The sequence below is a fragment of the Paenarthrobacter sp. YIM B13468 genome (genome assembly GCF_042788025.1).
Taxonomy (GTDB): domain Bacteria; phylum Actinomycetota; class Actinomycetes; order Actinomycetales; family Micrococcaceae; genus Arthrobacter; species Arthrobacter aromaticivorans.
The window spans coordinates 151,538-173,534 of record NZ_JBHZPI010000001.1 but is presented as its reverse complement, the minus strand read 5'-3'; the positions used below and the strand labels follow the sequence as shown (position 1 = coordinate 173,534).

Here is a 21,997-nt window from a genome sequence, read left to right as displayed (position 1 = left end):
TTGCTGGCTCGTCATTGCTGGCTCATCTCCGAGGGAACGGCCATCAGCTGTACCGTTTTGCCGTCCCGCAGCACGGTCAAGGGGAATGGTTCGCCTATGGCCTCGGCAAAAAGCAACTTCTGCAGACTCTCTGCACTTGATACAGCCCTGCCCTGGGCCCGAAGCACCAGGTCCCCTGGCTGGAGCCCCGATAATTCCGCAGGCGAGCCGGCGATGACCTCCACCACACGGAGGCCCTCTTTCTGGCCAGTCCGCACCACCGCACTGGCATCGAGCGGGATCGGCGTACTCACCAAACCCAAGTAGGCGCGGCGCACCCTCCCATCCTTGAGCAGGGAGGCGATAATCCGTTGGGTTGTCCTATTAATAGGTACGGCGAGTCCAAGGCCCAGTCCAGCAATGGCCGTGTTGATGCCCACGATGCGGCCACGGGTGTCGGCCAGCGCACCACCGGAGTTGCCCGGATTAAGGGCAGCGTCAGTCTGGATGACATCCTCAATCACCCGCCGGTGCTCCCCTGCACGGACAGGGATGGATCGTCCCAGGCCGCTGACCACGCCGGCAGTCACGGATCCCGCAAGGCCCAGCGGGTTGCCCACCGCGATCACCAGTTGGCCAACCCGTAACGAATCGGCGTTACCCAAAATGGCGGGTGGCGGCGTGGGTTTGAGGCCTCGTACCACCGCAAGGTCAGACAACGGGTCCGCCCCCACGAGCTCTACGTCGGTCTGCTTGCCGTTCGCAAACACCGCTCTTCCAGACTGGATACCCGCCACCACATGGGCATTGGTGAGCATGTACCCGTCACCGGTGAAGACCACAGCCGATCCGCTGCCCACACGCAACTGCCCGTTCCGGCGCGCACTCGTCATCTCAATAGCGGCGACGTGCGGCGTGACAGAGTCCGCAACCCGAATGACGATCTGTGAGTACGCATCCAAGGCCGCGTCGTCGTCCTGCTCTGTAGGAAGTTCTGCATCCCGGCCGTCATCCGGAATTTCAAACTCTGGCTCGGTACTCATCACATGCCTCCTGCTACCGCGGTGCCGTGCACGTCCTGTCCAGTACAGTTCAGTGCCTACCCTGTACAACGGCCAGGTTAGGGCAGCTAGTCCACGTTCCCCTACGCCGTGGGTGAACGGTATGTGCGATCAGGTTCAGGCAAAGAAAAAGCCCCCGGATCACTAGGATCCGAGGGCTTTCCGGTGGAGATGGGGGGAATTGAACCCCCGTCCGATGTCGTTTTGTCAGGGCTTCTCCGGGCGCAGTTCGCGTCGGATTTTCTCGGCCCCAGCCATCCTGCGAACAGGTGGCTGATCCGGGCCCAGTCATCTAAAAGTCCCGTTTACCTCAATGACGAAGGCAAACAGCAGTGGCTATCTAAATGACGCCAGGAACCGGGGCGATAGCAACCCCGGGCTGACGGACTGTCTTACTGCTTAGGCAGCGAGAGCGAAGTCAGTGCGCTTAGATTCGGCACTTATTGGTTTGCAGACAGCGTTTACGAGATAATTCTGCATCCTCGGCCCGCTTCACCTGTCGCGACTAACATCGTCGAAACCGATCATCCCCGTATTCTGTTACCAAACCGGCAAGGCATTCATCAAGCGATCCCTACCGGACTATCCATCATAACGCATCCACCCGGAAGATCATTCCCGCGACACAAGTCCTGGGCGGGTGCATCTACGTTCGAACCTAGCGGCGGTTGCGCTCCCGCAGTTCGCGCAACGATTCGCGCTTATCCTGCTGCTCACGAAGCGTTTGGCGCTTGTCGTAGTCCTTTTTACCTCGTGCTATGGCTATTTCAACCTTCGCGCGGCCGTCCAGGAAGTAAAGCTGCAAGGGCACCACGGTGAAGCCGGATTCTCGGATCTTTTGGGAGATCTTGTCCAGTTCTTCGCGGTGAAGCAAAAGCTTACGACGGCGGCGCGCGGCATGGTTGGTCCAGCTCCCCTGGTGATACTCAGGGATATGGATGCCCTCCATCCACAGTTCGTCATTGTAGAAGGTGCAGAAGCCGTCCACCATGGAGGCGTGGCCTTCACGGAGGGATTTCACTTCGGTACCCATCAGCGCAATGCCGGCCTCGTAGGTATCCAGGACATGGTAGTTATGCCGGGCCTTCCGATTGGTGGCCACTACCTTACGGCCACTTTCCTTGGGCACGGTAGAACTCCTTGTTAGATGCGGATTTCAACTAGTGTACGCCAGAGCCCGCGGGCCCCCTGTTCCCTGACGAAGGGACGGGCCACTAGAGGAGGGTCATTGGATCCACTGCAGCGCCATTCAGCCAGGTTTCGAAGTGTGCGTGGCACCCCGTCGAGTTACCTGTGCTTCCCGAGTAGGCAATGAGCTGCCCCTGCGATACTTGCTGCCCGTTGGACACCACAATGCTGCTGTTGTGGTAGTAAATGGTCGTCAGGGAGTTGCCCTGCACCACACCGTGGGACAGCTTCACCCGCCATCCACCGCCGTCTGCCGAGTTCCAACCAGAGTTGAAGACAGTACCGGCAGCTGCAGCGTAAACAGGAGTGCCGCAGGCTGCACCGAAGTCGATGCCCGTGTGCATGTAACCACCGGTGCCGTAGAAGTCGATCGTTCCCGGGGGTGTTGCACGCCAACCAAACCCGGACGTAATGGGCACATAGCTTGCGAAGGGATGACGAAGTCCGAACGCTGACGGCGAACCGGCGGGCGGCGGGGAGTACGGGGGCTCAGGAGGCGCAGGCCTTCCTTGGGCGGCTGCCGCAGCGGCGGCCGCAGCAGCGGCCGCTTCGGCGAGCCGACGCTGCTCGGCCTCCCACGCCTCCCGAAGCTTGCGGTCCCTCTCAACGATTTCGGCCGCAACAGAGTCCTGTTCGGCCTTCACGCGGGCAAGATCGGCTTCAATGCCGGGCTTGGCCGCCTGTAGTTGTCCATTCAGGCGCGTAGTGTCCTCGATGAGCTTGTCGACTTCGGCTTTCTTGCTGGCAGCCTCGTCGCGCGCAGCCTTCTCCCGCTCAAGCGCGGCGTCGGCTTTGGCCTTCAGGTCCTGGATCTCAGCCTCGACGGCGGCCAGCCGGGCCTGGGAGTTTACGTTGGTGGCGTTCTGCTGGGTCAGCTTGGTCATTGCAGCGTTCTGGCTGCGCATTGCCTGATCGGCGAGGTCCATGGACTCCGTCAGGCTGCCGGACTCGTTAGATCCGAAGAGCAGGGCGATGTTGGTGGGCACGCCCCCGGATTTATAGGCCTGTGAGGCGATTTGGCCGATCAATTTCTTCGTATCGGTGATCTTCTGCTTGTCGCTCTCAAGCTGCTCAGTAATTTTGGCTTTGTTCTGCTGGGCGAGCTCCACCCGGGCAGCCAAAGCCTCGACCTCCTTGACAGCACTGGCCACGCGGCCCTGCGCTTCGAGAAGTGCCTGCTGGGCGCCCGGGAGTCGTCCTTGGTAGATGACGAGATCGCCCGCGGCCTTGGCGATCTTCGAGTCCACAAACTCCAAGGACGCCTGGACGCGCGCCGATTCGGCCTCGAGCGCAGCTTGCTGGTCGTCCAGGTTGTCCGCATGGGCCGTAGGTACAGCAGACAGGAGGCTAACGGCGAGGCCCAGGGCGAGAACGCCACCAAGAATCCTGGCCTGACCGGACGCAAGGCGCCGACGCAGGGAGTTCTGGTCCAACGTGGTCATCATGAGTCCTTTTCGCTTGTCAGCAGAGTCGTTCGCAGCCGCCCGTCCTTCATCACTAAACCTTCAAGTAACGCCGGAGGGTCAACAAGGAGGATATCCCGGCCAAGCCACCGCCGAGCGCAATCAGCACCGGTGCGATCACCAGGACCTGCGTCGATGAGATGAAGGGAGTGTTGAGGAATTGCCGGGACAGATCACCGTTGAGCCAGAAGTGTGCCATCAGCCACAGCGTCACGGAGGCCAACAAGGCGCCGACAACAGCGGCGATCACACCCTCCAGGATGAACGGCAACTGGATGACTGTCTTCGAGGCGCCCACCAAGCGCATGATCCCCGTTTCCCGGCGCCGGCTGAACGCTGAGAGCCGGATAGTAGTGGTTATCAGAAGTACCGCGCAGAAGATCATCACCGCGGCCACACCCATCGCCGCTACCGAAGCGCCGTTCATCCAGGAGAAGATCCGCTCCAGTACCTGGCGCTGGTCACTCACCGTCTCAACGCCAGGTTGCGAGGAAAATGTTTCGCTGATGATCTGGTACTTCTCGGGATTCTTCATGTTGATACGGAACGAGGCCGGCAACTGGTCCTGGGAGACGGAATCAACAATCGGCGAATTGGAGAACTGCTCTTTGAAGTGTTTGTAAGCTTCGGCTTGGGATTCGAACTGGAAATCGTTGATGTACTGCTTGACTGCGGGAGACTCCAACATTGCCTGCAGATTGTCCTGCTGTTCCTTGGTGGCCGGCCCCGAGGCGCAACCAACCGCCGTCGAGCCATCGTTGCAGAGGAAGACCGCAACCTGGACTTTGTCGTACCAGTAGCCCTTCATCTGGTTGATCTGCATCTGCAGCATTCCGGCTGCGCCCACGAACGTCAGGGAAACAAAGGTCACCAAGACGACCGAGATCACCATGGACAGGTTGCGGCGCAGGCCGCTGCCGATTTCCCCAAGGATGAAAAGAAGCCTCACAGCTGTGCCCCCTGTGCGCGGTTGAGTTCCTCGCCACTGGCATCCTTCAGCCGTCGCGATTCACCCACAACCGGGATCATGGACGTGTACAGTGCCTTCGCTTCGTCGCGGATGACCTTGCCATTCTTGAGTTCCACCACGCGGCGGCGCATTTCATTAACGATGTCGTCGTCGTGGGTAGCCATGACCACAGTGGTGCCGTTCTGGTTGATCTTGTCCAGGACGCCCATGATTCCCATGGACGTAATGGGGTCAAGGTTTCCCGTGGGTTCGTCAGCAAGGAGAATGCCCGGGCGGTTGACGACGGCGCGGGCAATCGCCACACGCTGCTGCTCGCCGCCTGAAAGTTCGTGAGGCATCCGCTTTTCCTTGCCCTCAAGACCAACGGTCTTCAATACCTCAGGAACCGTCTCACGGATGATGGAACGGCTCTTGCCGATGACCTGCATGGCAAACGCCACGTTTGCGAAGACGTTCTTCTGCGGGAGAAGACGGAAATCCTGGAAGACCACGCCGATACCCCGGCGAAGCTTGGGCACTCGCCAGCTCGAAATGTTGGCCACGTTCTGGCCGGCAACGTAAACCGAACCTGAGGATGCTTTGTCTTCCTTCAGGATCAATCTCAGGAAGGTGGATTTTCCTGAGCCTGAGGCGCCCACCAGGAAGGTGAATTCACCGCGGTTGATCTCAAGGCTTACAGAATCGAGCGCCGGTCGGGCATTCTGCTCGTAGACCTTGGTGACATTCTCAAATCTGATCATGGCCCTTTAGAACCCCGCCGGACCTGACGTACTCGCCCAGTCCAACAGCCGGAGCGCGGGCTTTCGATGGGGGAAGTGAGAGCACCGGCCACTCGACTATACGCACGCAGCAGCCGGGATTCCGGGGGTTTCGGGGGCGTGTCGTGGAATCGGACGCCCCCGGCAGGCGGACTGAGACCCTAGCTGGCAGCGTTACGGTTGCCGGTGCGCCAACGGATACCGGCGTCGATGAAGTCATCGATGTCGCCGTCGAGTACAGCCGAAGTGTTGCCTACTTCGTGTTCCGTGCGCAGGTCCTTGACCATCTGGTACGGATTGAGCACGTAGGAGCGCATCTGGTCTCCCCAAGACGCCTTGACGTCACCGGCCAAGGCTTTCTTCTCAGCGTCCTGCTGTTCCTTCTTAACAAGCAGCAACCGCGACTGGAGCACACGCAAAGCAGCGGCCCGGTTTTGCAGCTGGGACTTTTCATTTTGCATTGACACTACGATGCCCGTGGGGATGTGTGTCAGGCGAACGGCGGAGTCGGTCGTATTCACCGACTGGCCTCCTGGTCCTGAGGACCTGAAGACGTCTACGCGGATCTCGTTGTCCGGAATCTCAATGGAGTCGGTCTGTTCAATCAACGGGATGACTTCGACGGCGGCGAACGAGGTCTGCCGGCGGCCCTGGTTGTCAAAGGGGCTGATACGGACCAGCCGGTGTGTGCCCGCCTCGACGCTCAGGGTGCCGAATGCGTACGGCGCCTTGACTTCGAACGTGGCGGACTTCAGGCCTGCTTCTTCAGCATAGGACGTGTCCATCACGGTAGTGGGGTACCCGTGGCGCTCCGCCCACCGCAGGTACATACGCATGAGCATCTCGGCGAAGTCGGCAGCGTCAACACCGCCGGCTCCAGCCCTGATGGTCACAACGGCTTCTCGTTCGTCGTACTCGCCGGACAACAGTGTGACGATTTCGAGGTCCGCGAGAGCCTTGCGAATAGAAGTCAGCTCTTTGGCGGCCTCGGCCATTGAGGCTTCGTCGCCCTCGTCCTGGCCGAGTTCCACCAGTACTTCGAGGTCGTCAATCCGGGAGGCAAGTTTGGACAAGCGCTCCACTTCGGCTTGACGGTGGGACAAACGCGACGTCACGACTTGCGCCGATGCGGGGTCATCCCAAAGGTCCGGGGCGCCAGCCTGCTCACTCAATTCGGCGATTTCTGCCTTCAAGGCATCAACATCGGTGACGTTCTCGATGGAACTGTAAGTGGCGCGAAGCGCGCGGATTTCTGCGGGAAAATCAATCTCAGCCATGGTCTTTCCAGCGTACGCTATCAGCCGGACTCCCCCGACTGGGCGCCGTCATTGCGTCTCTATGATTGCGTCCTTGCGTTGTGCCGCTATTGGGTGAGCCGGGACCTGGCGGTGGATCTTGCTTCAACGGGGATTCCCTCAGGCAGCAGGAAGGTGACCAAGGGCGGATGGGCAACGGCAGTTAAGACCACCAGCGCTGTACCGCCGGGTGAACTACCCGTTTCAGGAGAAATTTCCAAGTGATCGTGCGTTGAAAAGGCTTCGCTGTTTCCCAGATACAGTTCAACCGCGCCCAGCACCCGCTCGTCCACCAGCGACGCCGAGGGCGCACCGCTTCCTCCGATGTCACCCACCACGTACGAGTCTGCAGCAGCAAGTGCGGCGCCATCAGCCAAGGACAGGAGTTTCTTATGCTCCAGGTAAATCGCCGAAGCAGCCATTACCACCGCGGCCAACAGGAGCGCCAGAAGTACGAATCCTACGATCAGCACGGTCATCTGGCCCTCTTCCGCTTTGCGCCCTATTCGCCCCATCACCATGTTTACGGCTCCTCCTCACGTTGACGATTCACTTAAAGCGGCCAACGACTTGTGTGGCAGAGGCATTGAGCACGGCAGCGTTCAGATGTAGGGAGTCGCCAAACGGCACCATCGGCAACGGGACAGTCAGTCGAACCCAAACTGTCACTGCTGCGCCCGCTGAAAGGCAATCTGCCCGGTCGCACGTGATCTCCATCTTGGCCGCTTGCGCCGGGTAGCCGTAGTCCTTCAACGCCATGAGGACGCTCTGTTCTGCGTTGGTCCTCGCCAGGGCGGGTTCAGTTTGGGAGACAAAGACCTTGGCCGCCTGATCCGCAGCACCCACCACCGCGAAGGATCCGCCTTGGATTTGGCCCACGGTTACCAGGAAATAGACAACCGGGACCATGAGCATCAGTGCCAGGAACGTAAACTCCACGATGGCACTGCCGCGTTGCCTTTCGACTTCGGTACCCACTGTGGATATGTCTTGATATGGTCCGAACGCCAACCGCCAAGCCTTGGTCAGCAGATGCCTGCGGCGGTTCGAGGGCGAAGCGGGAAACGGCGCCGGAGCCAGAACATCACTTTGGAAGGGCAGCATGTCCGGTAACCTCCATGACTCCACGCGGTCCGATAAGCCCCACGACTGGCATAGGCGCCCTCACGGTCACTTCCAATGCCCGAATTCCATCCAGATTCCTTTCGGCGGTGGTCACATCTGCCGCGAAATCGCCATTGAGCGCCGTTTCGATCAGTTCGGACGCCCTGGCCTCCGCGTCCGTTTCCGTTCGATCGGCAAGGGTTCCATATCGCGCTCCGGACGCGGCGGCATCAACAATCGTGTTTCGGACGTGAAGGACAAGCGTGAGCTGGACGATCGCCATGAATAGCAACGTCAACAGGGCAGCAACCATCACAAAATCGATAACCGCGGAACCTCGTTCCCCGCTATTAGGTGCGTCGGGACGTTTTAATTCACGGAGCCTTTCAAATGCGCAGGACAGGCGGAGTGTGTGATATTTTCTGCGGGACCAGGCTTGTCCCATCTCCTAGTTGCCCACTTTGGCCATGGCCTGCGTGAAGAGGTCCGCCAGCGCTGGCGATGCAATTGCGAGGAGTCCCGCGACCAATATTGCAGACATTAGTGTGATCATCACCCACCCCGGGACGTCACCGCGCTCACGGTGTTCCAGCGGCGCAACATTTCGCGACGTCACGGCGAAGGCCCATGAGAAAAAGGGCCAAGTCATCGTGTTTGCGGCAGAAAACGATCGTCCATGCTTCTTCATTATTTTCCCCAATGTGTGTGTTTGTATCGCTGGCATTAAGCGATGGGTGGATAGAGATAATTGGTCAAGGCGCCCGGCTTGGTCCCGTCAAAGGCTCAGCTGCAAGGCGGCAAGTGCTGGAAACGCTGCGAAAATTACCGTTAGTGGAAGGACTCCGAATACCAGGGGCACCATCATGCCGATTTCTTTTCGACCGGCTGATTCCATCAATTCCCGCTTCGCAGCGTCGCGGACATCGGCGGCTTGCGCCCGAAGTACATCGGCCAACGGAGTCCCCCGCTCCACGGCCACCACCAGTCCGTCAACGAATCGGACGAGGGGCGGCAGTTGCGTCCGGGTAGAGAACGCTTGGAGTGCTTGGACCAAGGACTTTCCTGATCTCGTATCCGCCAGAACCGCGGTGAACTCCTTGGCCAGTTCGCCGGTGGAGGTACGGGAGATCCTGTCCATCGCACCCACTGCGCTCTCTCCGGCGGCGACGGCCAGCGCCATGAGTTCGGCAAGGCTGGGAAACTCCGCGAGAATTACCGATTCGCGGCGCTTAATTTTTTGGCCAAGCACGAAATCGCGGAGCACGTACCCACAAAAGGCAGCCCCGATTACCGCCACCAGTGATGGAAGCGGGCTGAATCGTCCGGAGGCAGCACCCAGCCCTACGCCGACCACAGCAAGCAGGAAACCGGCTGCGGCCCACACCAGTTGCTCCGCCCTGAAATCCAACACGCTTTTCGCGGACCCGGCACGAGCGAGTCTCTTTCGCAACGCTGGGCCGCCGCTGTTAAAGCGGGACAAGTAGCCAATTCCGTCCTGGATAACCGGGCGGAGTATGCGTTCCAATGGTCCAAAGGGTGTCAGATTATGTGTAGGCGCCCGAAGGAGGCGCGACTCGAGATTATGCGACCTAAGCTGCGGGTGAATGCGCTCCGCGAAAGTCCGGCCACGCATGAATGGAAGCCGCACCAGGATCAACCATGTCCCTGAACCCAGGAGTAGTCCGAGGAGTGTTGCGATGGCGGTCGAGGTGCTCATCGCAGGACCCGCCCATCTTCGGGTAACGCCCCAATGCGCAGCATGACTGCGTAACACAAAACCGAGACGATAAGCCCGCCGAGTAGCACCACGGCCCCGATTCCGGAGTTGTAGGCAAGCATGGCTTCAGGTCTACCGGCCATGACCACCAAGACTATCCAGGGTGCTGCGACGGCAAGCCGGGCACCGTTTACGGTCCAGGACTGCCTGGCCTCGAGTTCGCTGCGCGTCCGGGCGCTTTCCCGAAGAAACCCGGCCAACGTACCCAACATGCGCCCGAGGTCCGAGCCACCCACCTCCCGGGTCATGCGAAGTGCCTCGATGATCCGGTCAGCCACCGGATCTGCCAGGCGGTCCTTGAGTTTGTTGACAGCCGCATCGAACTGACCGCCGGACCTATAGTCGGCACCAAAATCCAGGAACAGGCTCCTTAGTTCGTCCGGCCCGTTGTGTCCAAGTTGGATCAAGGCCTCTGGCAAAGCCAGACCGGCGCGAATGGCGGATCTGAGGTGGTCAACAACATCTGGCCACAGTTGGCGCAGGGTGGCACGGCGTTTCCGCGCCCGCCGACGCACGAGGCCAAAAGGGATCCAAGCGCCAAAGAGGCCGAAACAAAGGCAGACCGGCAATGACGCGGTCACAACGAAAAACAGGAGCATCGCGATGATTCCGCATCCAGTGCAACTGAGAAGGAGGCCCGCACTCGTGACCTTTTCTATGCCTGCTGAGAGCAAGAGATGTTCAAGCCGTCGTGGTCGGGGTTCCCTTGCCCTGACGCCTGGCGGATGCTCCCAGGTGGACCACCAGATAAGTAATGCTCCACCGCCGCAAAGGATCCCCAACAGCGGTGCCATTAGTTCAGTTCCAGCAGCGCGGCCACATCAAAACCTGCCACGGCAAACTTTTCGACCGCGGGCATGGAGTTGGCTTTGGGCTGCAACTGCCCTTCCAGCATGCGGAACACCACCGAGGATTCGATGACGCCGTTTTCCACACGGCGTCCCAACGACAGGATTTCGGTTACCTGCCTGCGCCCATTGGCCTGCCTGGCGCAATGCACCACCAAGTCAATGCACGAAGCAACTGTGGGCAGGACGAATGCACTGGAAATGTTCGCCCCTGCCAGCAAAGGCAGCGTGCAAATCTTGGTGACGGCATCATGTGCCGAATTGGCATGGACTGTGCACATGCCAGGCAGGCCGAGAGATGTTGAAACGCAACTCATGTTTCCCCAATTCGCGAGCATTATCGCCCGAGTTTCCGGCAATTACGGACAATTCCGCAGGTCTCGCCTGTGGACGACCGGTGGATTGAATAACATAATGGTTCTGTGGCACTTGACAGATCGCCGGTCGTCTGATCCGTTCGCTGATCCAGTGCTTGCACTACATGTACGGTAGTTATACGAGATCAAGGGAGAGACCCGCTCACGCTGGAGTCCCCCGCTCGCTGAGCGCCTACTCATTCCCATTGCGCCCATCAGGGCGCGCCCTTTCGTCATGCCCTTCCACGCCGTCCGTCCTTTCTGGCGACGGCCCACAACCACGGAGTTTCCCATCACCAGCACCATCCATGCCGTCTCCGCTTTGAGCTACGACGGCCAGACCGAGACCGACAGCAAGAACACCGATGCCATATATAACCCAGAGGCCAGCGACAGGAGTCCAGGCGCTCACAAAAACCCCGCCGACATGCCGGGGAATCAGGGGCAACCGGCAACAGCAACACCGAAAAAAGCGCTACAGGGCCAAGCCACCGCGAAGCCCAAGAAAGCATGCGCCTTGGACGGGGCCGACAAGCCGGTCAACTGCGGCAAGCCGATCCACGCACGGAAGCGCTGCAAGACCCACTACCAGCAATGGCTACGCAAACAGATCAAGTGCAGAGTGCCGGGATGCAACCGCGTCAAGGCCGCGCACTACCTGTGCCGCACGCATGAAAGGCTTGCGCTTTCCGAGCGCAGCCCCGAAGCCCAAGCAGAAACGCTGATGAACTTCCGGTTGCAAATTGAGCCAGACCCCGTAACTGGATGCTGGCTCTGGACCGGCACCAAGAATCCGAAAGGCTACGGCCATTCCGGCACGGTCGGCGGCACATGGCTGGCCCACCGCTTCGCCTACGTCTGGTTTTGTGGTGGCCACGCCCCCGGGAAAGTTCTTGATCACATCTGCAACGTGGTGCACTGCGTCCGGCCGGATCACCTATGGGCGATCACGAACACCGAGAATCTGAGGCTGATGCACGAGCGAGCCGCCGCCGACGATAAAGAGTTCTGGCGGCACACGCGAACCACACCAGTCATTGACAGCATGATCATTTGGGCCATTGATAATGGCCTCCCCTACCTCAAGCCAGAGCCGTCAAAGCACGGCACAGAGGCACCCAAAACACTGGTGCGGGTCCAGTTGGCCCTTGCGGCCTAATCGCCCCGCAGTGCCAACACCGGCACACCTTCAAGCGGCACTCACAAGGAGTTCCGCACACCACTCCAAAGGAGATACACCCATGAGCACCACAACCAACAACGTCAAGACCACAAGCGCCAACCTCAAGGCAGCGGAGACCAAACTGGCCGAGACCATGACCGCGCTGACAACGGCAGGTATGGGAGTTGTCAACGCCGCCAATGAAATTCGGCGGATTCAAAGCGCCATCGAAGCTGGCGACGACAGCATCCAACTGGACGATCTCACCAAGGCCAATGCCGAACTGAACTTTTACCAACTCAAGCAGCAGGCGAAAGCGCGCGCTGTCGAGGCTGCACAGCAAGCCGAGCGTGAGGCCAAGAGCGCTCACGTTGTGGCTCGCGTGGAGTCCGGCGAGTACGGCCTGTCTGCCGACGCATTGCGCACAGAGGGCGAGGCACTTGCTCAGCAGATCGCCACAATGCTGGCCGATCACAAGGCCAAGTGCGAGGCCCACAACGCCGCGCGGGCGCGGCTCATGGCCGATGTAAAGGAGATCACCAAGGGCGGCGAAACCGAGGGCGCTGCGCTGGCCTGGGGCAAGGAGTTCATGATGCCCGATTGGGTATCGGTGAACGGCGAACGAGTTCGCTACGTCTACGATTCCCGCGTTGAGACGGTCGCCAAGCGGGCCACCCAGACTGTCGCCCTCGGAGAGGAGTTTGCCGCCGAACACTACACGCTGTAGTGGCAGCAAGGGCGGGGCTGCGGCCCCGCCCGTCGACTTTCTAACCCGTACACGTGGGGAGGCGCTATCACGACCGGGGGCGGCTGGAAACCGGCAGGGGGTTACCCCCCCTCCCCTTTGCGTCTAAGCCTCCTCAAGCTGCTCCTTCCGGCGCGATGCCGCCACGGCACGCTCGCGCGCGCGTTTGCGCGATGCTTCAGCGAGGGAAGCGAAGTAACCATCGGGATACCCGTCAGCCGCCCAGCCTCTCAACATGGAGGTCAAGTAGCCAGCCTCCCAAGCAACCGCTTCAAAGTTTCCTTCGTCCTCAAGGTGCCAGATTTCATTGGCCTTGTCAGATGCCCACTCCGAGGCGTCCGAATACTCGGCCTCTCGGACGGAGAAGCGAATGAGAGCATGATTCAATTCCCGAGGGCTGTCCTGATCGCGGAGATCAAGCGCCGCTTGCAGAACGTCACCGATCGATTTCGCGGTCCTCTCTTTCCGCTCCTTAGCCTCCTCGGCCTCCCGAGCCTTCTTGTCCCGGTCGAGATCGTGACGACGCGTGAGCACAAAGGCGACGAGTACGCCGACCAAGGCGATAACGGCTCCGACTGATCCTTGTAAGAGATACACCCACCACGGCAAGTTCTGCATGCGCCCATCATGTCACCACTGGCACCGGCGTTCTCATGTCTCGCAAGCCAAGGGATTTAAGACACCTTGCCAGCGAGACACCATTCCCCATCCAGAGCACCATCAAAGTGTCTCGCTTGTATGTCTCGCAAGTGACTGTTAATTTGGATGTAAGCAAACACTGTTGCGAGACACTTTAGATAGGAGTTCCACATGGCAAAGCTGATCGGATACGCTCGCGTTTCGACCAAGGCACAGGAGACTGACCGGCAGGAGATTGACCTGCTCGCTGCTGGAGTGCGGCGAGATGACCTGTACGTAGATCACGGCGTGAGCGGAGCCAAGGCAACCCGGCTGGCGCTGGATAAAGCGTTGGCCGCGCTGCACGACGGTGACACTCTGGTTGTCACTACGCTGGATCGCTTGGGGCGCTCCACCGTGAACATGCTCAAGCTGGCTGAGGAGATCAAGGACAAGGGCGCAGGGCTGCGCGTGCTCAACTTGGGCGGCAGTGTGATGGACACCAGCACCCCCATGGGGGCCATGATCTTCACAGTCATGGCCGCGCTCGGACAGATGGAGCTTGAGATCAAACGCGAGCGCATCAATGACAGCGTGAGCAAGCGCCGAGCCGCTGGCAAGGACTTGGGCGGACGCAAGGAGCAGTTCACGGATCGCCAGATCAGGAGCGCTTTCCGCTTGATCCAGTCCGGTGAGCCAGCCGCTCAAGTCGCACGTGACATGGGAATGTCCAGGGCTACGCTTTATCGCCGGATGGACGCGCTTGGCCTCACGGATAAAGCCAGCGCCTAACTACACACCAACAGCAAGACCCCCGGTTTACGCCGGGGGTCTTGTCGTTTCTCAGAGTGCCCTCTAAACGCCGTGCCCGAGGGGCCAATTAGCGCCTATCGGGACCGGGGCGATGGTTGGGTACCCCTGCGCACTTTACGGGCGCCCTAATCTGCGCCCGGCCGCCAATGCATTATCCACGTCGCCGACTGTGGTGAGGAGGAGACTCGGGCTGATTGGAAGATCGCCCCATCCATTGGCCGTGGCGCGCCAGTCCGCCACGTGCTCTTGTGTGATCTCAGCATCGGGCGTCGCCTTGAGCGCCACCTGAATGGTGAGCGGATCAAAGACGCGGGCACTACCGCGCGCGTGTCGATGGAGCACAATCACCATGTTGGCCCGCAGCCATGCACGCTTACGCTCGACATGCAAGGCGCTCCAGTGTGCTGAGGCGTCGCTGTTCTTCCAATCCACCTGCCCAGCCAAGTCCGTTTCCTTGCTGCGCGCCGTCTCCTCATCCAGCGCCGCCAGCTTCGCTTGTGTCTCAGTAAGTTTGGCCCGCAGCCCTTTCGACATTGCCGCCAGTTGCTCGCTGTCGATGTCTCCACTGGCAAACATCCGCGCCGCCTCATTGAGCCGCTCGCGGTATGCCGACTCATCGGTGCGCAGTGCGCTCACCACCTCAGGATCAACCGCGTGCGTAGACTGGCGATCCGCGCTTGCCAAGAACCACAACACGCGCTCCTCAACCGCCGCATCTACGTACTCAATCCGCTTGTTCACGTGGCCGGGGCCACGCTCTGAACAACGGTAGATCATGTGCTTGACGCCCTTGCGGTCTACGACCTGACCGGACTTCACGGGGCGCAGACACTCACAGAGCGCGATGCCTGCCAGCAGGTATTTGACCTTGTTGGTGGTGGATCGTCGCCGTGCCGGGTCCGTGAGCACCGAGCGCGTTGCCTCCCACACGTGGCGCTCAACGATCGCCGGGAACTCGGACGCCCCCACGATCTCGCCTTTCCACTCAGCAAGGCCCGCGTTGCGGGGGCGCATCAGCATTTGCCGCAGCGTTGCATAGGACCAGGAGCCACCACGCGCGGTCTTGACGCCGCGCTCTGCAAGGCTGTCGATGAAAGAGCCAAGCGACAGGCCAGCCAGTACATGCGAGTGCGCCTCTCGGATGATCGCCGCCTCAGTTTCTTCAATGACTGGCTTGCGATCCACGAACTGCCAGCCAAAGGGGCGAGCACCTCCCGTCCACTGACCATTCATAGCCTTTTGCTGTTGCTCACGGCGGATGCGATCCGCCTTGTGCTCGGACTCCTGCCTACTGACAGCGCCGTGGATACGGGCTGTCATGCGGCCCGTTGCAGTGGACAGATCAAGCTCGCCAGCTTGGACGGTCCGCGTAGTCACGCCATGCTTTTCGGAAAGGCTAATGTACTCCTCAAGCTCAAGTGGGCTGCGATGCAGCCTGTCAGTGTGCCATGCCAACACCACGTCAACATCACCGGACTCCATGGCGGATAGCATTTCCCGGTAGCCGGGACGCTTCTTGCCTGAGTATGCACTTATGTCGTTGTCGGTAAACACCTTGGCGACGGTCCAGCCTTGCGAGGCTGCGAGCGCTTGGCAGTCCTCTAGCTGGCGTTGCACGCCAAGGCCCGCGCCGGTCTTGTCTTCGGAGATGCGGGCATAGATCGCCGCTCGTTGCTGTGCCATGAGGACAGCCTACGTTGTATTGCGTTTGAACGTATACCGGGAAGCCCGGAATTCAACGCGATCAGCATGTCCAGGCTTTCGGCTTCGCGGACTTCGCCAACCACCAGGCGATCAGGTCTCATGCGAAGGGCTTCCTTAACGAGCCTTCGCAACGGAATTTCTCCATGACCTTCCAGGTTCGGTTGCCTGCATTGCAGACCCACAACATCACGCAGAGGGAGTTGCAATTCAAAGATCTCTTCAACGGTCACAACGCGCTCACGTGAGCCAATGCTTGCCGAAAGGCAGTTCAACATTGTGGTCTTCCCTGCCTGGGTCGCACCGGAAACGAGGATGTTGAGTCCGCTTGCAACGGCTGCGCCAAGGAATCTGGCGGATTGGGGTGTGAGGCTTCCCAACTCGACGAGATGCTCAAGCCGGTTCGCCCTGGCGATGAACTTTCTGATGTTGACGGCCCAGTGCTTCCTGGTCACGTCTGGAATAGCAACATGCAATCGTGACCCGTCCGGCAGGGCCGCATCCACGAACGGTGACGACAAGTCCAGCCGCCGTCCCGAACTCTTGAGCATCCGTTCAACGAGGTCCCGGATTTGCTGTTCGCTCAGGGTGATGCCCGTCAGCTCGGACTCCCCATTACGCGCGACATAAATCTCGTGGGGCGCGTTGATCCAAATTTCCTCAATTCCGGGATCATCCAGGAACGGCTGCAGGGGTCCGAATCCCGCTACGGCGTCAAAGACGTGCCTGCGGGCGGTATCCAGATGTCCCAATGGCGGAAGGGGTCCAAGGAGCGCCCTCTCGTCATAGTCGTTGACCGCGTCCTCAACCAAACGTCGGACTTCCGCGGTCTGTTCGAAAGGGTCCAAGCCGCGGCGTCTGATAAGTTCGCGGACCTCACCTTCCACAATCCCAACGGCCTCCATATTTCCCCCAAAAAACCTTCGTGTCCGTATCCGAGAGGCGTATCTCGAGTGACCTACGCTAAGGGAGCCGCTGTCGAGGGCCAAGTTGTGCTTGGCGGGTTGTGGATAACTATTGGAACAAGAGTCCCTTCAGCATCGCCTGTACCACTAGTCACTCCAGTTTCCGAATGTTAGGGTAAAGCCCGTTAGGAGCTGGCCTTTGGTCCCATGCGCAGGCGCCCGCCCCGGAGCTTGTCAGCAAGCCACACCATGCGCCGCTGAACCGCGGCACAGGGCCGGAATTGGATATGACAAGAACCCCCATAGAGTTGGTCCGTCGCTTGCCGCTTGCAAGGACTGGAATCACCCTTTGCCTGGCCCTCCTTGCAGGGACTTTTTCCGGCATTCCTGCATGGGCGGAGGACTCCGGCCCACGCCCGGCTCCCGCCCCCATCGCTGAACAGACGCCGCCCGCAGCGGACTCGCTTCGTCCATCCGGTTCGGGGAGCACCTCGGACAGCGCCCCGACGGTGACCGACCAGCCGCAGGTGCCTACCGCCGTCGAGCCTTCACCTTCGGTTGCACCGCTGCCGGCCGTCGGCCCTGCTCCGGACGATCAAGCAACGCTGCCTACTACGAAAGCAATGCCTGGCAGTGCTCCGGATGCCGAGACCATGAAAGCGGCAATGCGCGCCGCAATTCCTGCTGGCGGGGCAGAGATGGGTCAGCGCTCACCCAGGGTCATTGCAGCAAAGCAAGGCAGCGGAAATTCAGGGCCTGCTGGCGCACGCACAGTGGGACAGGTGGTGCCGATGGACGCCGATCCAGGTCATTGGAGACCAACCATCGGTATCCATGGACAGGACGTCAGCGCGCACCAGGGCAACGTCGACTGGCAAAGCCAATGGAACGAAGGATCCCGCTGGGCTTACGTGAAGGCCTCCGAGGGCAACTATTACCTGAACGAAAACTATGCACAGCAATATAACGGATCCCGCAACGCCGGCATGGTCCGCGGCGCCTATCACTTCGCCATCCCCAACTGGTCTTCGGGTGCGGACCAAGCGAGATACTTCGTGGCAAATGGCGGCGGATGGACAGCGGACGGTTACACACTTCCTCCAGTCCTGGACATCGAATACAACCCCTACGCCGGACGGACCATCAATGGCTTCTACTTCGGCAACACGTGCTACAACATGTCCAAGGCACAACTTGGACAGTGGGCTGCCGATTTCGGCAACACGGTCAAAGCCCTCACGGGGCGTTTTCCCGTCGTTTACAGCACCACTGACTGGTGGAATACGTGTGTAGGAAACTCCACGTTCGGGAGTTACCCGCTGTGGATCGCCTCGTACTGGAACAACCCCACGAACTCCCCTGGCTCCTTGCCCGCCAGTTGGGGCAACTACACCATGTGGCAGTACAGCAGCACCGGGCCGTTCGAAGGTGATTCCAACATCTTCAATGGCAGCTACGATCAGCTGCGGACGTTCGCACGTGGCGCCTCAGCCCCCTCCAACCCGTCCATCAAGTCCGGTGCTGACCTCCTGGCTACAAGCTCAACCGGCAGGCTCGATGCATTTCCGGCGGACGGAAGTGGCCGGATCACTGGTCCAGTGGCCATCGGTTCGGGGTGGACGGGTGCAAAATCGCTCTACGTCGTCGATTGGAACCAGGACGGTGTTCAGGACATTCTTTCTCAGTGGTCCGACGGAACGCTGAAAGTCTTCCGGGGTGCTCCTGGCGGCAGCTTCTATGCTCCCATCCAAGTCGGTTCCGGTTGGCAGGAAATGTCCCTGACCGTGGGTTGGTGGAACTCCAAAGATGCCTATCCGGGCGTTATAGGACAGGACTATCTGGGCAATCTGTACAGGTACCCCAACACAGGAGGTGGAGCGCTTGGGGGTGGCGTCTTGATTGGGACAGGCTTCAGCGGCCACCAGCTGAACCAGATCGACTTCGATGGCGACGGCAGCCAAGACATCGTTACGCGCACTTCCGATGGCACTCTTCGACTGTACCGTTCGAATGGCTTGGGTAGCTTCCTCAACCAAGCCGCCCACGTGATCGGTTCCGGATGGAATGGCATGACGTCGGTAAGTTCAGCAATCGGCTTCAGCGGCGCCGGTTCCCAGGGACTCCATGCCCGCACCGCCAATGGTGACCTCTACTATTACCCAGCCGTCGCGGGTTCGTGGGGCGACCGCAGTCTCATCGGACTGGGCTGGGATGACGCGATCCGGATCAGCGACGCTCCCCTGGATGTTGAGACAACACTCGGCATCGACCCGGAGGATGTTGTCGCGGTCCGTGCCGATGCCAACCTCTACCGCTATCCCGGGACTGGTACCACTGCCCTTCTACCGGAAGACCTCATCGGAACAGGGTGGGCCGGCCTGAAGGCCGGGTTTGTCACGGATTGGAACGGAGACGGCGCCCTGGACATTGTGGCGCAGTGGGCCGACGGCCGGCTTAACGTCTACCCGGGCAAGACGGGCAGCGGTTTTGGGGCTCCCATCGCCCTCGGCAGTAACTGGAAGGACTGGACGCTAAGCGTTGGGACATGGAAAAAGGCCGATGCACATCCCGGAATCGTAGGATACGACTCCACGGGTCGCCTCTACTACTTCAGCAACCCCAGCGGAAAGACGGTGTCCACCGGTATCTCCATCGGAGTCGGTTGGACTGGCTTGGACATAGTTCAAATGGACTTTGACAAAGACTCCAATGCCGATCTCCTGGCGAAAAACGCAGCGGGCGATCTGAAACTGTACCGTTCCAACGGCACCGGCAACTTCATGCAGGAAGCTGCAGCGGTGGTTGGAACAGGTTGGAACGTCATCACAAGTTTCGGTGCCGTCCGCGGATTTGCCGGAGCCGGCTCCAGCGGTGTCATCGCCCGGACCACCCTGGGTGAGCTGCGCTACTATCCGGTGGGTTCGAACAGCTCGTGGGGAACACCAACACGGATCGGCACAGGCTGGAATTCCCTAACGATTCTGGCACCAGCGGCAAAATAGTACGCAAGCAGTCCAGTTTCGAGGGCCCTTTCGTGGAAATCTTCCATGAAGGGGCCCTCCCTTGATTCCCGGCAGACTGCCATGCCTGGGCGGGCGATAAATATCGCCCAGGAGCGGGCAAATTTCGCGGATCACATGGTCTAATGAAGGTGGTCTCACGTATTGGCTGTTCAGCGCTTTTTGGGATACGGACTTTGTTTGGGGGCAAGCGAAGATCACCCATTGCGCACAATCAAGGAGTGATCTTTTATGGCGTTTAGAGTTGGAACTGCAAGCGCTGACATTACGCCGTCGCTGAGCACCAATCCGTATATGGCCGGATATGGCACCACCGATGGCGGACGCGAGGCCACCAGCAGTTCACCGTTCGAGCCCCTGTATGCTCGGGCAATCCTCATCTGGGAAGACGCACATCCCCACATCATCATCTCGTTGGACGTTCTGGCACTGCCTCGGGCCATGCATCAAAGGATCCGCGACAGGATCATTCAACTCGCGGATTGGTCCAGCAGCGACATCCTGATCCAGGCGACGCACACGCACAACGGTCCAGCACTGATCGATACGTTGCATCCCTACATGGCGTATGGGTTGGCAGACCTTGGGTTGCTCCGCTCGTACAGCGCCGATCTGGAAGACACGATCGTTGACCTTGCCCAGGAAGCCCTGGATGCCAATGAAATTGCGGTGACTTTCGACTACAAAGTCTCAACACAGAATTTTTCCGCCAACAGAGTGGGGCTTCCCTATACAGAAACGGCCGTCCCCATTCTCGTGGCCAGGCGCGGCAACGGTACACCCGCGGCCGTGATTTTCAGCTATGGCTGCCACCCCATCAGTGCAGGCTTGCGCACGCTGTTTGACGGAGATTTCGCAGCAGGTGCCTGCAATTACATCGAGAACCGTAACCCGAATTGTTTCGCCATGTTTGTGCAGGGACCCGCTGGGGACCAAGACCCAGGCGGAGTCCGCAGCTGGGAGCTCAGGGACCAGCATGGGGACGCCCTCGGCGCGACCGTCAATTCAAACATGCAGTCGGCCGGACGAGCACTCAGCGGCCCGATGGTGACTCGATACCAGGAGGTCCAGCTTCCACTGGACATCACAGCGACGGCCAGCAACCTGGCTGCTGTGCGTGCCGCGTACGTGGCTCGTTTGGGGAACCCCAATGGCCAGCCGCAGTGGTATCAGCGTCATGCCCAGGTAATGATCGGCCGTATCGACAGCAACAGCTACAAGACAGCGGTGCCCTCCCCGTTCCAAGTGTGGAAGTTCAACGGAAGCCCCCAGCTTAAGATCGCCATGATCGGCGGCGAGCTCGTCAGTGGATATGGGGCCTATTTCCGGAATCGCAACGGCGGAACCAACGGCATCATCGTCGGCGGATATGCCAATGAGTCCTGCTGCTACATACCAAGCAATGAATTTTTTCCGCCCAACATGCCACTCGGCAGCTATGAGGGTGGCTGGGAGCCGGATTACCCAGGAATTGCTGGTGGCTCAATGACCGTCTATGGACATCTGGCCCATTTCAAGGCGGGTACGAATGGCGTGGAGACCACACTTATCAATGCGATGAATACCTTGCTTGCCTGACTGGATGGACTGTGTGAAGGCGCGGATCCAAGAGGGTCCGCGCCTTTCCGTGTCTGCCCCTTCAGGGAGTCGCCTACTTACACTTCCGTCTTAAGCCACTTGGTGAGCACAGCCGCCTGCGGCGCCAACGGCGCAAGCGTCAGGGCCCCTTTCACAACAGGAACCCCATAAATGCTGAGCGAGGCTGCGATTGTCCTGGGATCCGTCCGGGTGCAGGCCTTAATGATGCGCAGACAGAGACCAGACGCATCGCCTGATGCAGCACCCGCTGCCAGGGCGGCATTAACGGCTGCTGTCTCCTCCGGAGTCAGGATATGTGGTCCTTTTCCGACATAGTCGACTTGGCAGTCAGTGACGTGCAAATACCGAGTGGATGCCCAGACTTCTTCAAGGCTCGAGAACTTGCCTATGAGGCTGCCATCGGCCGCCGTACACGTGAATTGATACCGGGTCAGGGGCTCCGGACGTTCCCGGGGGATTTTGTCCTTGTTGTCGACCACAGGCGCCATATCAAGTGCGGCTGGTTGGGAAGTATCTATATTGGTTCCTGAGCAACCGGCCAAGGCAATAGCTGCCACACCGAACTGAAGAACACTGCGCCTGCGCATGTCCACCGAGGGATCCCCACTTCATTCGGATGCTCCCCAGCTCCGCAT

The 21,997-nt window shown here is 59.9% G+C and carries 20 protein-coding genes, 1 other RNA gene and 2 pseudogenes; 5 read left to right on the top strand and 18 right to left on the bottom strand.

The window, feature by feature from the left end:
- Positions 1–11: 11 nt before the first annotated feature.
- The 14 genes and pseudogenes from ACFX4T_RS00775 to ACFX4T_RS00710 all read right to left on the bottom strand — a co-directional run.
- Positions 12–1,025 carry a S1C family serine protease gene (locus ACFX4T_RS00775; protein WP_377650486.1) on the bottom strand — a complete coding sequence of 338 codons (1,014 nt, stop codon included), beginning with the start codon at positions 1,023–1,025 and terminating at the stop codon, positions 12–14.
- 178 nt (positions 1,026–1,203) lie between these two features.
- Positions 1,204–1,572, bottom strand: a transfer-messenger RNA (tmRNA) gene (gene ssrA, locus ACFX4T_RS00770).
- Positions 1,573–1,698: 126 nt separating this feature from the next.
- Positions 1,699–2,169: an SsrA-binding protein SmpB gene (gene smpB, locus ACFX4T_RS00765; protein WP_026540087.1), complete on the bottom strand. Its 471-nt coding sequence runs from the start codon at positions 2,167–2,169 to the stop codon at positions 1,699–1,701.
- An 85-nt stretch (positions 2,170–2,254) separates the two neighbouring features.
- Complete coding sequence (locus tag ACFX4T_RS00760; protein WP_377650619.1) at positions 2,255–3,670, bottom strand: peptidoglycan DD-metalloendopeptidase family protein; 1,416 nt, start codon at positions 3,668–3,670, stop codon at positions 2,255–2,257.
- A 55-nt stretch (positions 3,671–3,725) separates the two neighbouring features.
- Positions 3,726–4,640 (bottom strand): permease-like cell division protein FtsX, encoded by a 915-nt coding sequence (gene ftsX / locus ACFX4T_RS00755; protein ID WP_216924000.1) that lies wholly within the window; start codon positions 4,638–4,640, stop codon positions 3,726–3,728.
- Positions 4,637–5,401, bottom strand: coding sequence for a cell division ATP-binding protein FtsE (gene ftsE / locus ACFX4T_RS00750; protein WP_216924001.1), 765 nt, complete (start codon positions 5,399–5,401; stop codon positions 4,637–4,639). Before ftsE ends, ftsX begins: the two co-directional genes overlap by 4 nt.
- Positions 5,402–5,580: 179 nt before the next feature.
- Positions 5,581–6,696, bottom strand: a complete 1,116-nt coding sequence (gene prfB / locus ACFX4T_RS00745) for a peptide chain release factor 2 (RefSeq protein WP_216924002.1) — start codon at positions 6,694–6,696, stop codon at positions 5,581–5,583.
- Between the two features lie 86 nt (positions 6,697–6,782).
- Positions 6,783–7,235 carry a pilus assembly protein TadG-related protein gene (locus ACFX4T_RS00740; RefSeq protein ID WP_346346989.1) on the bottom strand — a complete coding sequence of 151 codons (453 nt, stop codon included), beginning with the start codon at positions 7,233–7,235 and terminating at the stop codon, positions 6,783–6,785.
- Positions 7,236–7,263: 28 nt separating this feature from the next.
- Entirely contained in the window at positions 7,264–7,818 is a 555-nt protein-coding gene (locus ACFX4T_RS00735; protein WP_377650485.1) for a hypothetical protein, read from the bottom strand.
- Positions 7,799–8,221, bottom strand: a complete 423-nt coding sequence (locus tag ACFX4T_RS00730; RefSeq protein ID WP_377650618.1) for a TadE family protein — start codon at positions 8,219–8,221, stop codon at positions 7,799–7,801. Before ACFX4T_RS00730 ends, ACFX4T_RS00735 begins: the two co-directional genes overlap by 20 nt.
- A 45-nt stretch (positions 8,222–8,266) precedes the next feature.
- Positions 8,267–8,467, bottom strand: coding sequence for a hypothetical protein (locus tag ACFX4T_RS00725; protein WP_377650484.1), 201 nt, complete (start codon positions 8,465–8,467; stop codon positions 8,267–8,269).
- Positions 8,468–8,593: 126 nt separating this feature from the next.
- Positions 8,594–9,535 (bottom strand): type II secretion system F family protein, encoded by a 942-nt coding sequence (locus tag ACFX4T_RS00720; protein ID WP_377650483.1) that lies wholly within the window; start codon positions 9,533–9,535, stop codon positions 8,594–8,596.
- Entirely contained in the window at positions 9,532–10,389 is an 858-nt protein-coding gene (locus ACFX4T_RS00715) for a type II secretion system F family protein (RefSeq protein WP_377650482.1), read from the bottom strand. Before ACFX4T_RS00715 ends, ACFX4T_RS00720 begins: the two co-directional genes overlap by 4 nt.
- Positions 10,389–10,739 (bottom strand): annotated as a pseudogene (locus tag ACFX4T_RS00710) (CpaF family protein); the annotation flags it as partial. The gene ACFX4T_RS00715 and the pseudogene ACFX4T_RS00710, both read right to left, overlap by 1 nt.
- A 382-nt stretch (positions 10,740–11,121) precedes the next feature.
- Here ACFX4T_RS00710 and ACFX4T_RS00705 point away from each other — a divergent pair.
- A complete protein-coding gene (locus tag ACFX4T_RS00705; protein WP_377650481.1) occupies positions 11,122–11,958 on the top strand; it encodes an HNH endonuclease in 837 nt (278 codons plus the stop codon).
- 82 nt (positions 11,959–12,040) lie between these two features.
- Positions 12,041–12,688 (top strand): hypothetical protein, encoded by a 648-nt coding sequence (locus ACFX4T_RS00700; RefSeq protein ID WP_377650480.1) that lies wholly within the window; start codon positions 12,041–12,043, stop codon positions 12,686–12,688.
- A gap of 123 nt (positions 12,689–12,811) precedes the next feature.
- Here ACFX4T_RS00700 and ACFX4T_RS00695 read toward each other — a convergent pair whose 3' ends face one another.
- Positions 12,812–13,324 carry a hypothetical protein gene (locus ACFX4T_RS00695; protein ID WP_377650479.1) on the bottom strand — a complete coding sequence of 171 codons (513 nt, stop codon included), beginning with the start codon at positions 13,322–13,324 and terminating at the stop codon, positions 12,812–12,814.
- A gap of 192 nt (positions 13,325–13,516) precedes the next feature.
- On the opposite strand from ACFX4T_RS00695, the gene ACFX4T_RS00690 reads away from it, so the two are divergent.
- On the top strand, positions 13,517–14,116 hold the full coding sequence (locus ACFX4T_RS00690; RefSeq protein ID WP_377650478.1) for a recombinase family protein: 600 nt from the start codon (positions 13,517–13,519) through the stop codon (positions 14,114–14,116).
- Between the two features lie 135 nt (positions 14,117–14,251).
- Here the strand turns inward: ACFX4T_RS00690 and ACFX4T_RS00685 are convergent, their stop codons facing one another.
- Positions 14,252–15,820, bottom strand: coding sequence for a recombinase family protein (locus ACFX4T_RS00685; RefSeq protein ID WP_377650477.1), 1,569 nt, complete (start codon positions 15,818–15,820; stop codon positions 14,252–14,254).
- A gap of 32 nt (positions 15,821–15,852) precedes the next feature.
- A pseudogene (locus ACFX4T_RS00680) lies at positions 15,853–16,743 on the bottom strand (CpaF family protein); the annotation flags it as partial.
- Between the two features lie 287 nt (positions 16,744–17,030).
- Here ACFX4T_RS00680 and ACFX4T_RS00675 point away from each other — a divergent pair.
- Both ACFX4T_RS00675 and ACFX4T_RS00670 read left to right on the top strand, forming a co-directional pair.
- Positions 17,031–19,745, top strand: coding sequence for a GH25 family lysozyme (locus ACFX4T_RS00675; protein ID WP_377650476.1), 2,715 nt, complete (start codon positions 17,031–17,033; stop codon positions 19,743–19,745).
- A 249-nt stretch (positions 19,746–19,994) separates the two neighbouring features.
- Positions 19,995–21,341: a hypothetical protein gene (locus tag ACFX4T_RS00670; protein ID WP_377650475.1), complete on the top strand. Its 1,347-nt coding sequence runs from the start codon at positions 19,995–19,997 to the stop codon at positions 21,339–21,341.
- A 77-nt stretch (positions 21,342–21,418) separates the two neighbouring features.
- Here the strand turns inward: ACFX4T_RS00670 and ACFX4T_RS00665 are convergent, their stop codons facing one another.
- Positions 21,419–21,949 carry a hypothetical protein gene (locus ACFX4T_RS00665; RefSeq protein ID WP_377650474.1) on the bottom strand — a complete coding sequence of 177 codons (531 nt, stop codon included), beginning with the start codon at positions 21,947–21,949 and terminating at the stop codon, positions 21,419–21,421.
- Positions 21,950–21,997: the final 48 nt, after the last annotated feature.

Bases quoted from the DNA above. Each gene is read 5' to 3' on its own strand.
- ACFX4T_RS00720 (WP_377650483.1), bottom strand. From the start codon at position 9,535: ATGAGCACCTCGACCGCCATCGCAACACTCCTCGGACTACTCCTGGGT.
- ACFX4T_RS00670 (WP_377650475.1), top strand. From the start codon at position 19,995: ATGGCGTTTAGAGTTGGAACTGCAAGCGCTGACATTACGCCGTCGCTG.
- ACFX4T_RS00665 (WP_377650474.1), bottom strand. From the start codon at position 21,949: ATGCGCAGGCGCAGTGTTCTTCAGTTCGGTGTGGCAGCTATTGCCTTG.
- ftsE (WP_216924001.1), bottom strand. From the start codon at position 5,401: ATGATCAGATTTGAGAATGTCACCAAGGTCTACGAGCAGAATGCCCGA.
- ACFX4T_RS00685 (WP_377650477.1), bottom strand. From the start codon at position 15,820: ATGGCACAGCAACGAGCGGCGATCTATGCCCGCATCTCCGAAGACAAG.
- ACFX4T_RS00695 (WP_377650479.1), bottom strand. From the start codon at position 13,324: ATGCAGAACTTGCCGTGGTGGGTGTATCTCTTACAAGGATCAGTCGGA.
- ACFX4T_RS00690 (WP_377650478.1), top strand. From the start codon at position 13,517: ATGGCAAAGCTGATCGGATACGCTCGCGTTTCGACCAAGGCACAGGAG.
- ACFX4T_RS00735 (WP_377650485.1), bottom strand. From the start codon at position 7,818: ATGCTGCCCTTCCAAAGTGATGTTCTGGCTCCGGCGCCGTTTCCCGCT.
- ACFX4T_RS00675 (WP_377650476.1), top strand. From the start codon at position 17,031: ATGACAAGAACCCCCATAGAGTTGGTCCGTCGCTTGCCGCTTGCAAGG.
- ACFX4T_RS00700 (WP_377650480.1), top strand. From the start codon at position 12,041: ATGAGCACCACAACCAACAACGTCAAGACCACAAGCGCCAACCTCAAG.
- ACFX4T_RS00725 (WP_377650484.1), bottom strand. From the start codon at position 8,467: ATGACTTGGCCCTTTTTCTCATGGGCCTTCGCCGTGACGTCGCGAAAT.
- ACFX4T_RS00740 (WP_346346989.1), bottom strand. From the start codon at position 7,235: ATGGTGATGGGGCGAATAGGGCGCAAAGCGGAAGAGGGCCAGATGACC.
- ACFX4T_RS00760 (WP_377650619.1), bottom strand. From the start codon at position 3,670: ATGACCACGTTGGACCAGAACTCCCTGCGTCGGCGCCTTGCGTCCGGT.
- prfB (WP_216924002.1), bottom strand. From the start codon at position 6,696: ATGGCTGAGATTGATTTTCCCGCAGAAATCCGCGCGCTTCGCGCCACT.
- ACFX4T_RS00715 (WP_377650482.1), bottom strand. From the start codon at position 10,389: ATGGCACCGCTGTTGGGGATCCTTTGCGGCGGTGGAGCATTACTTATC.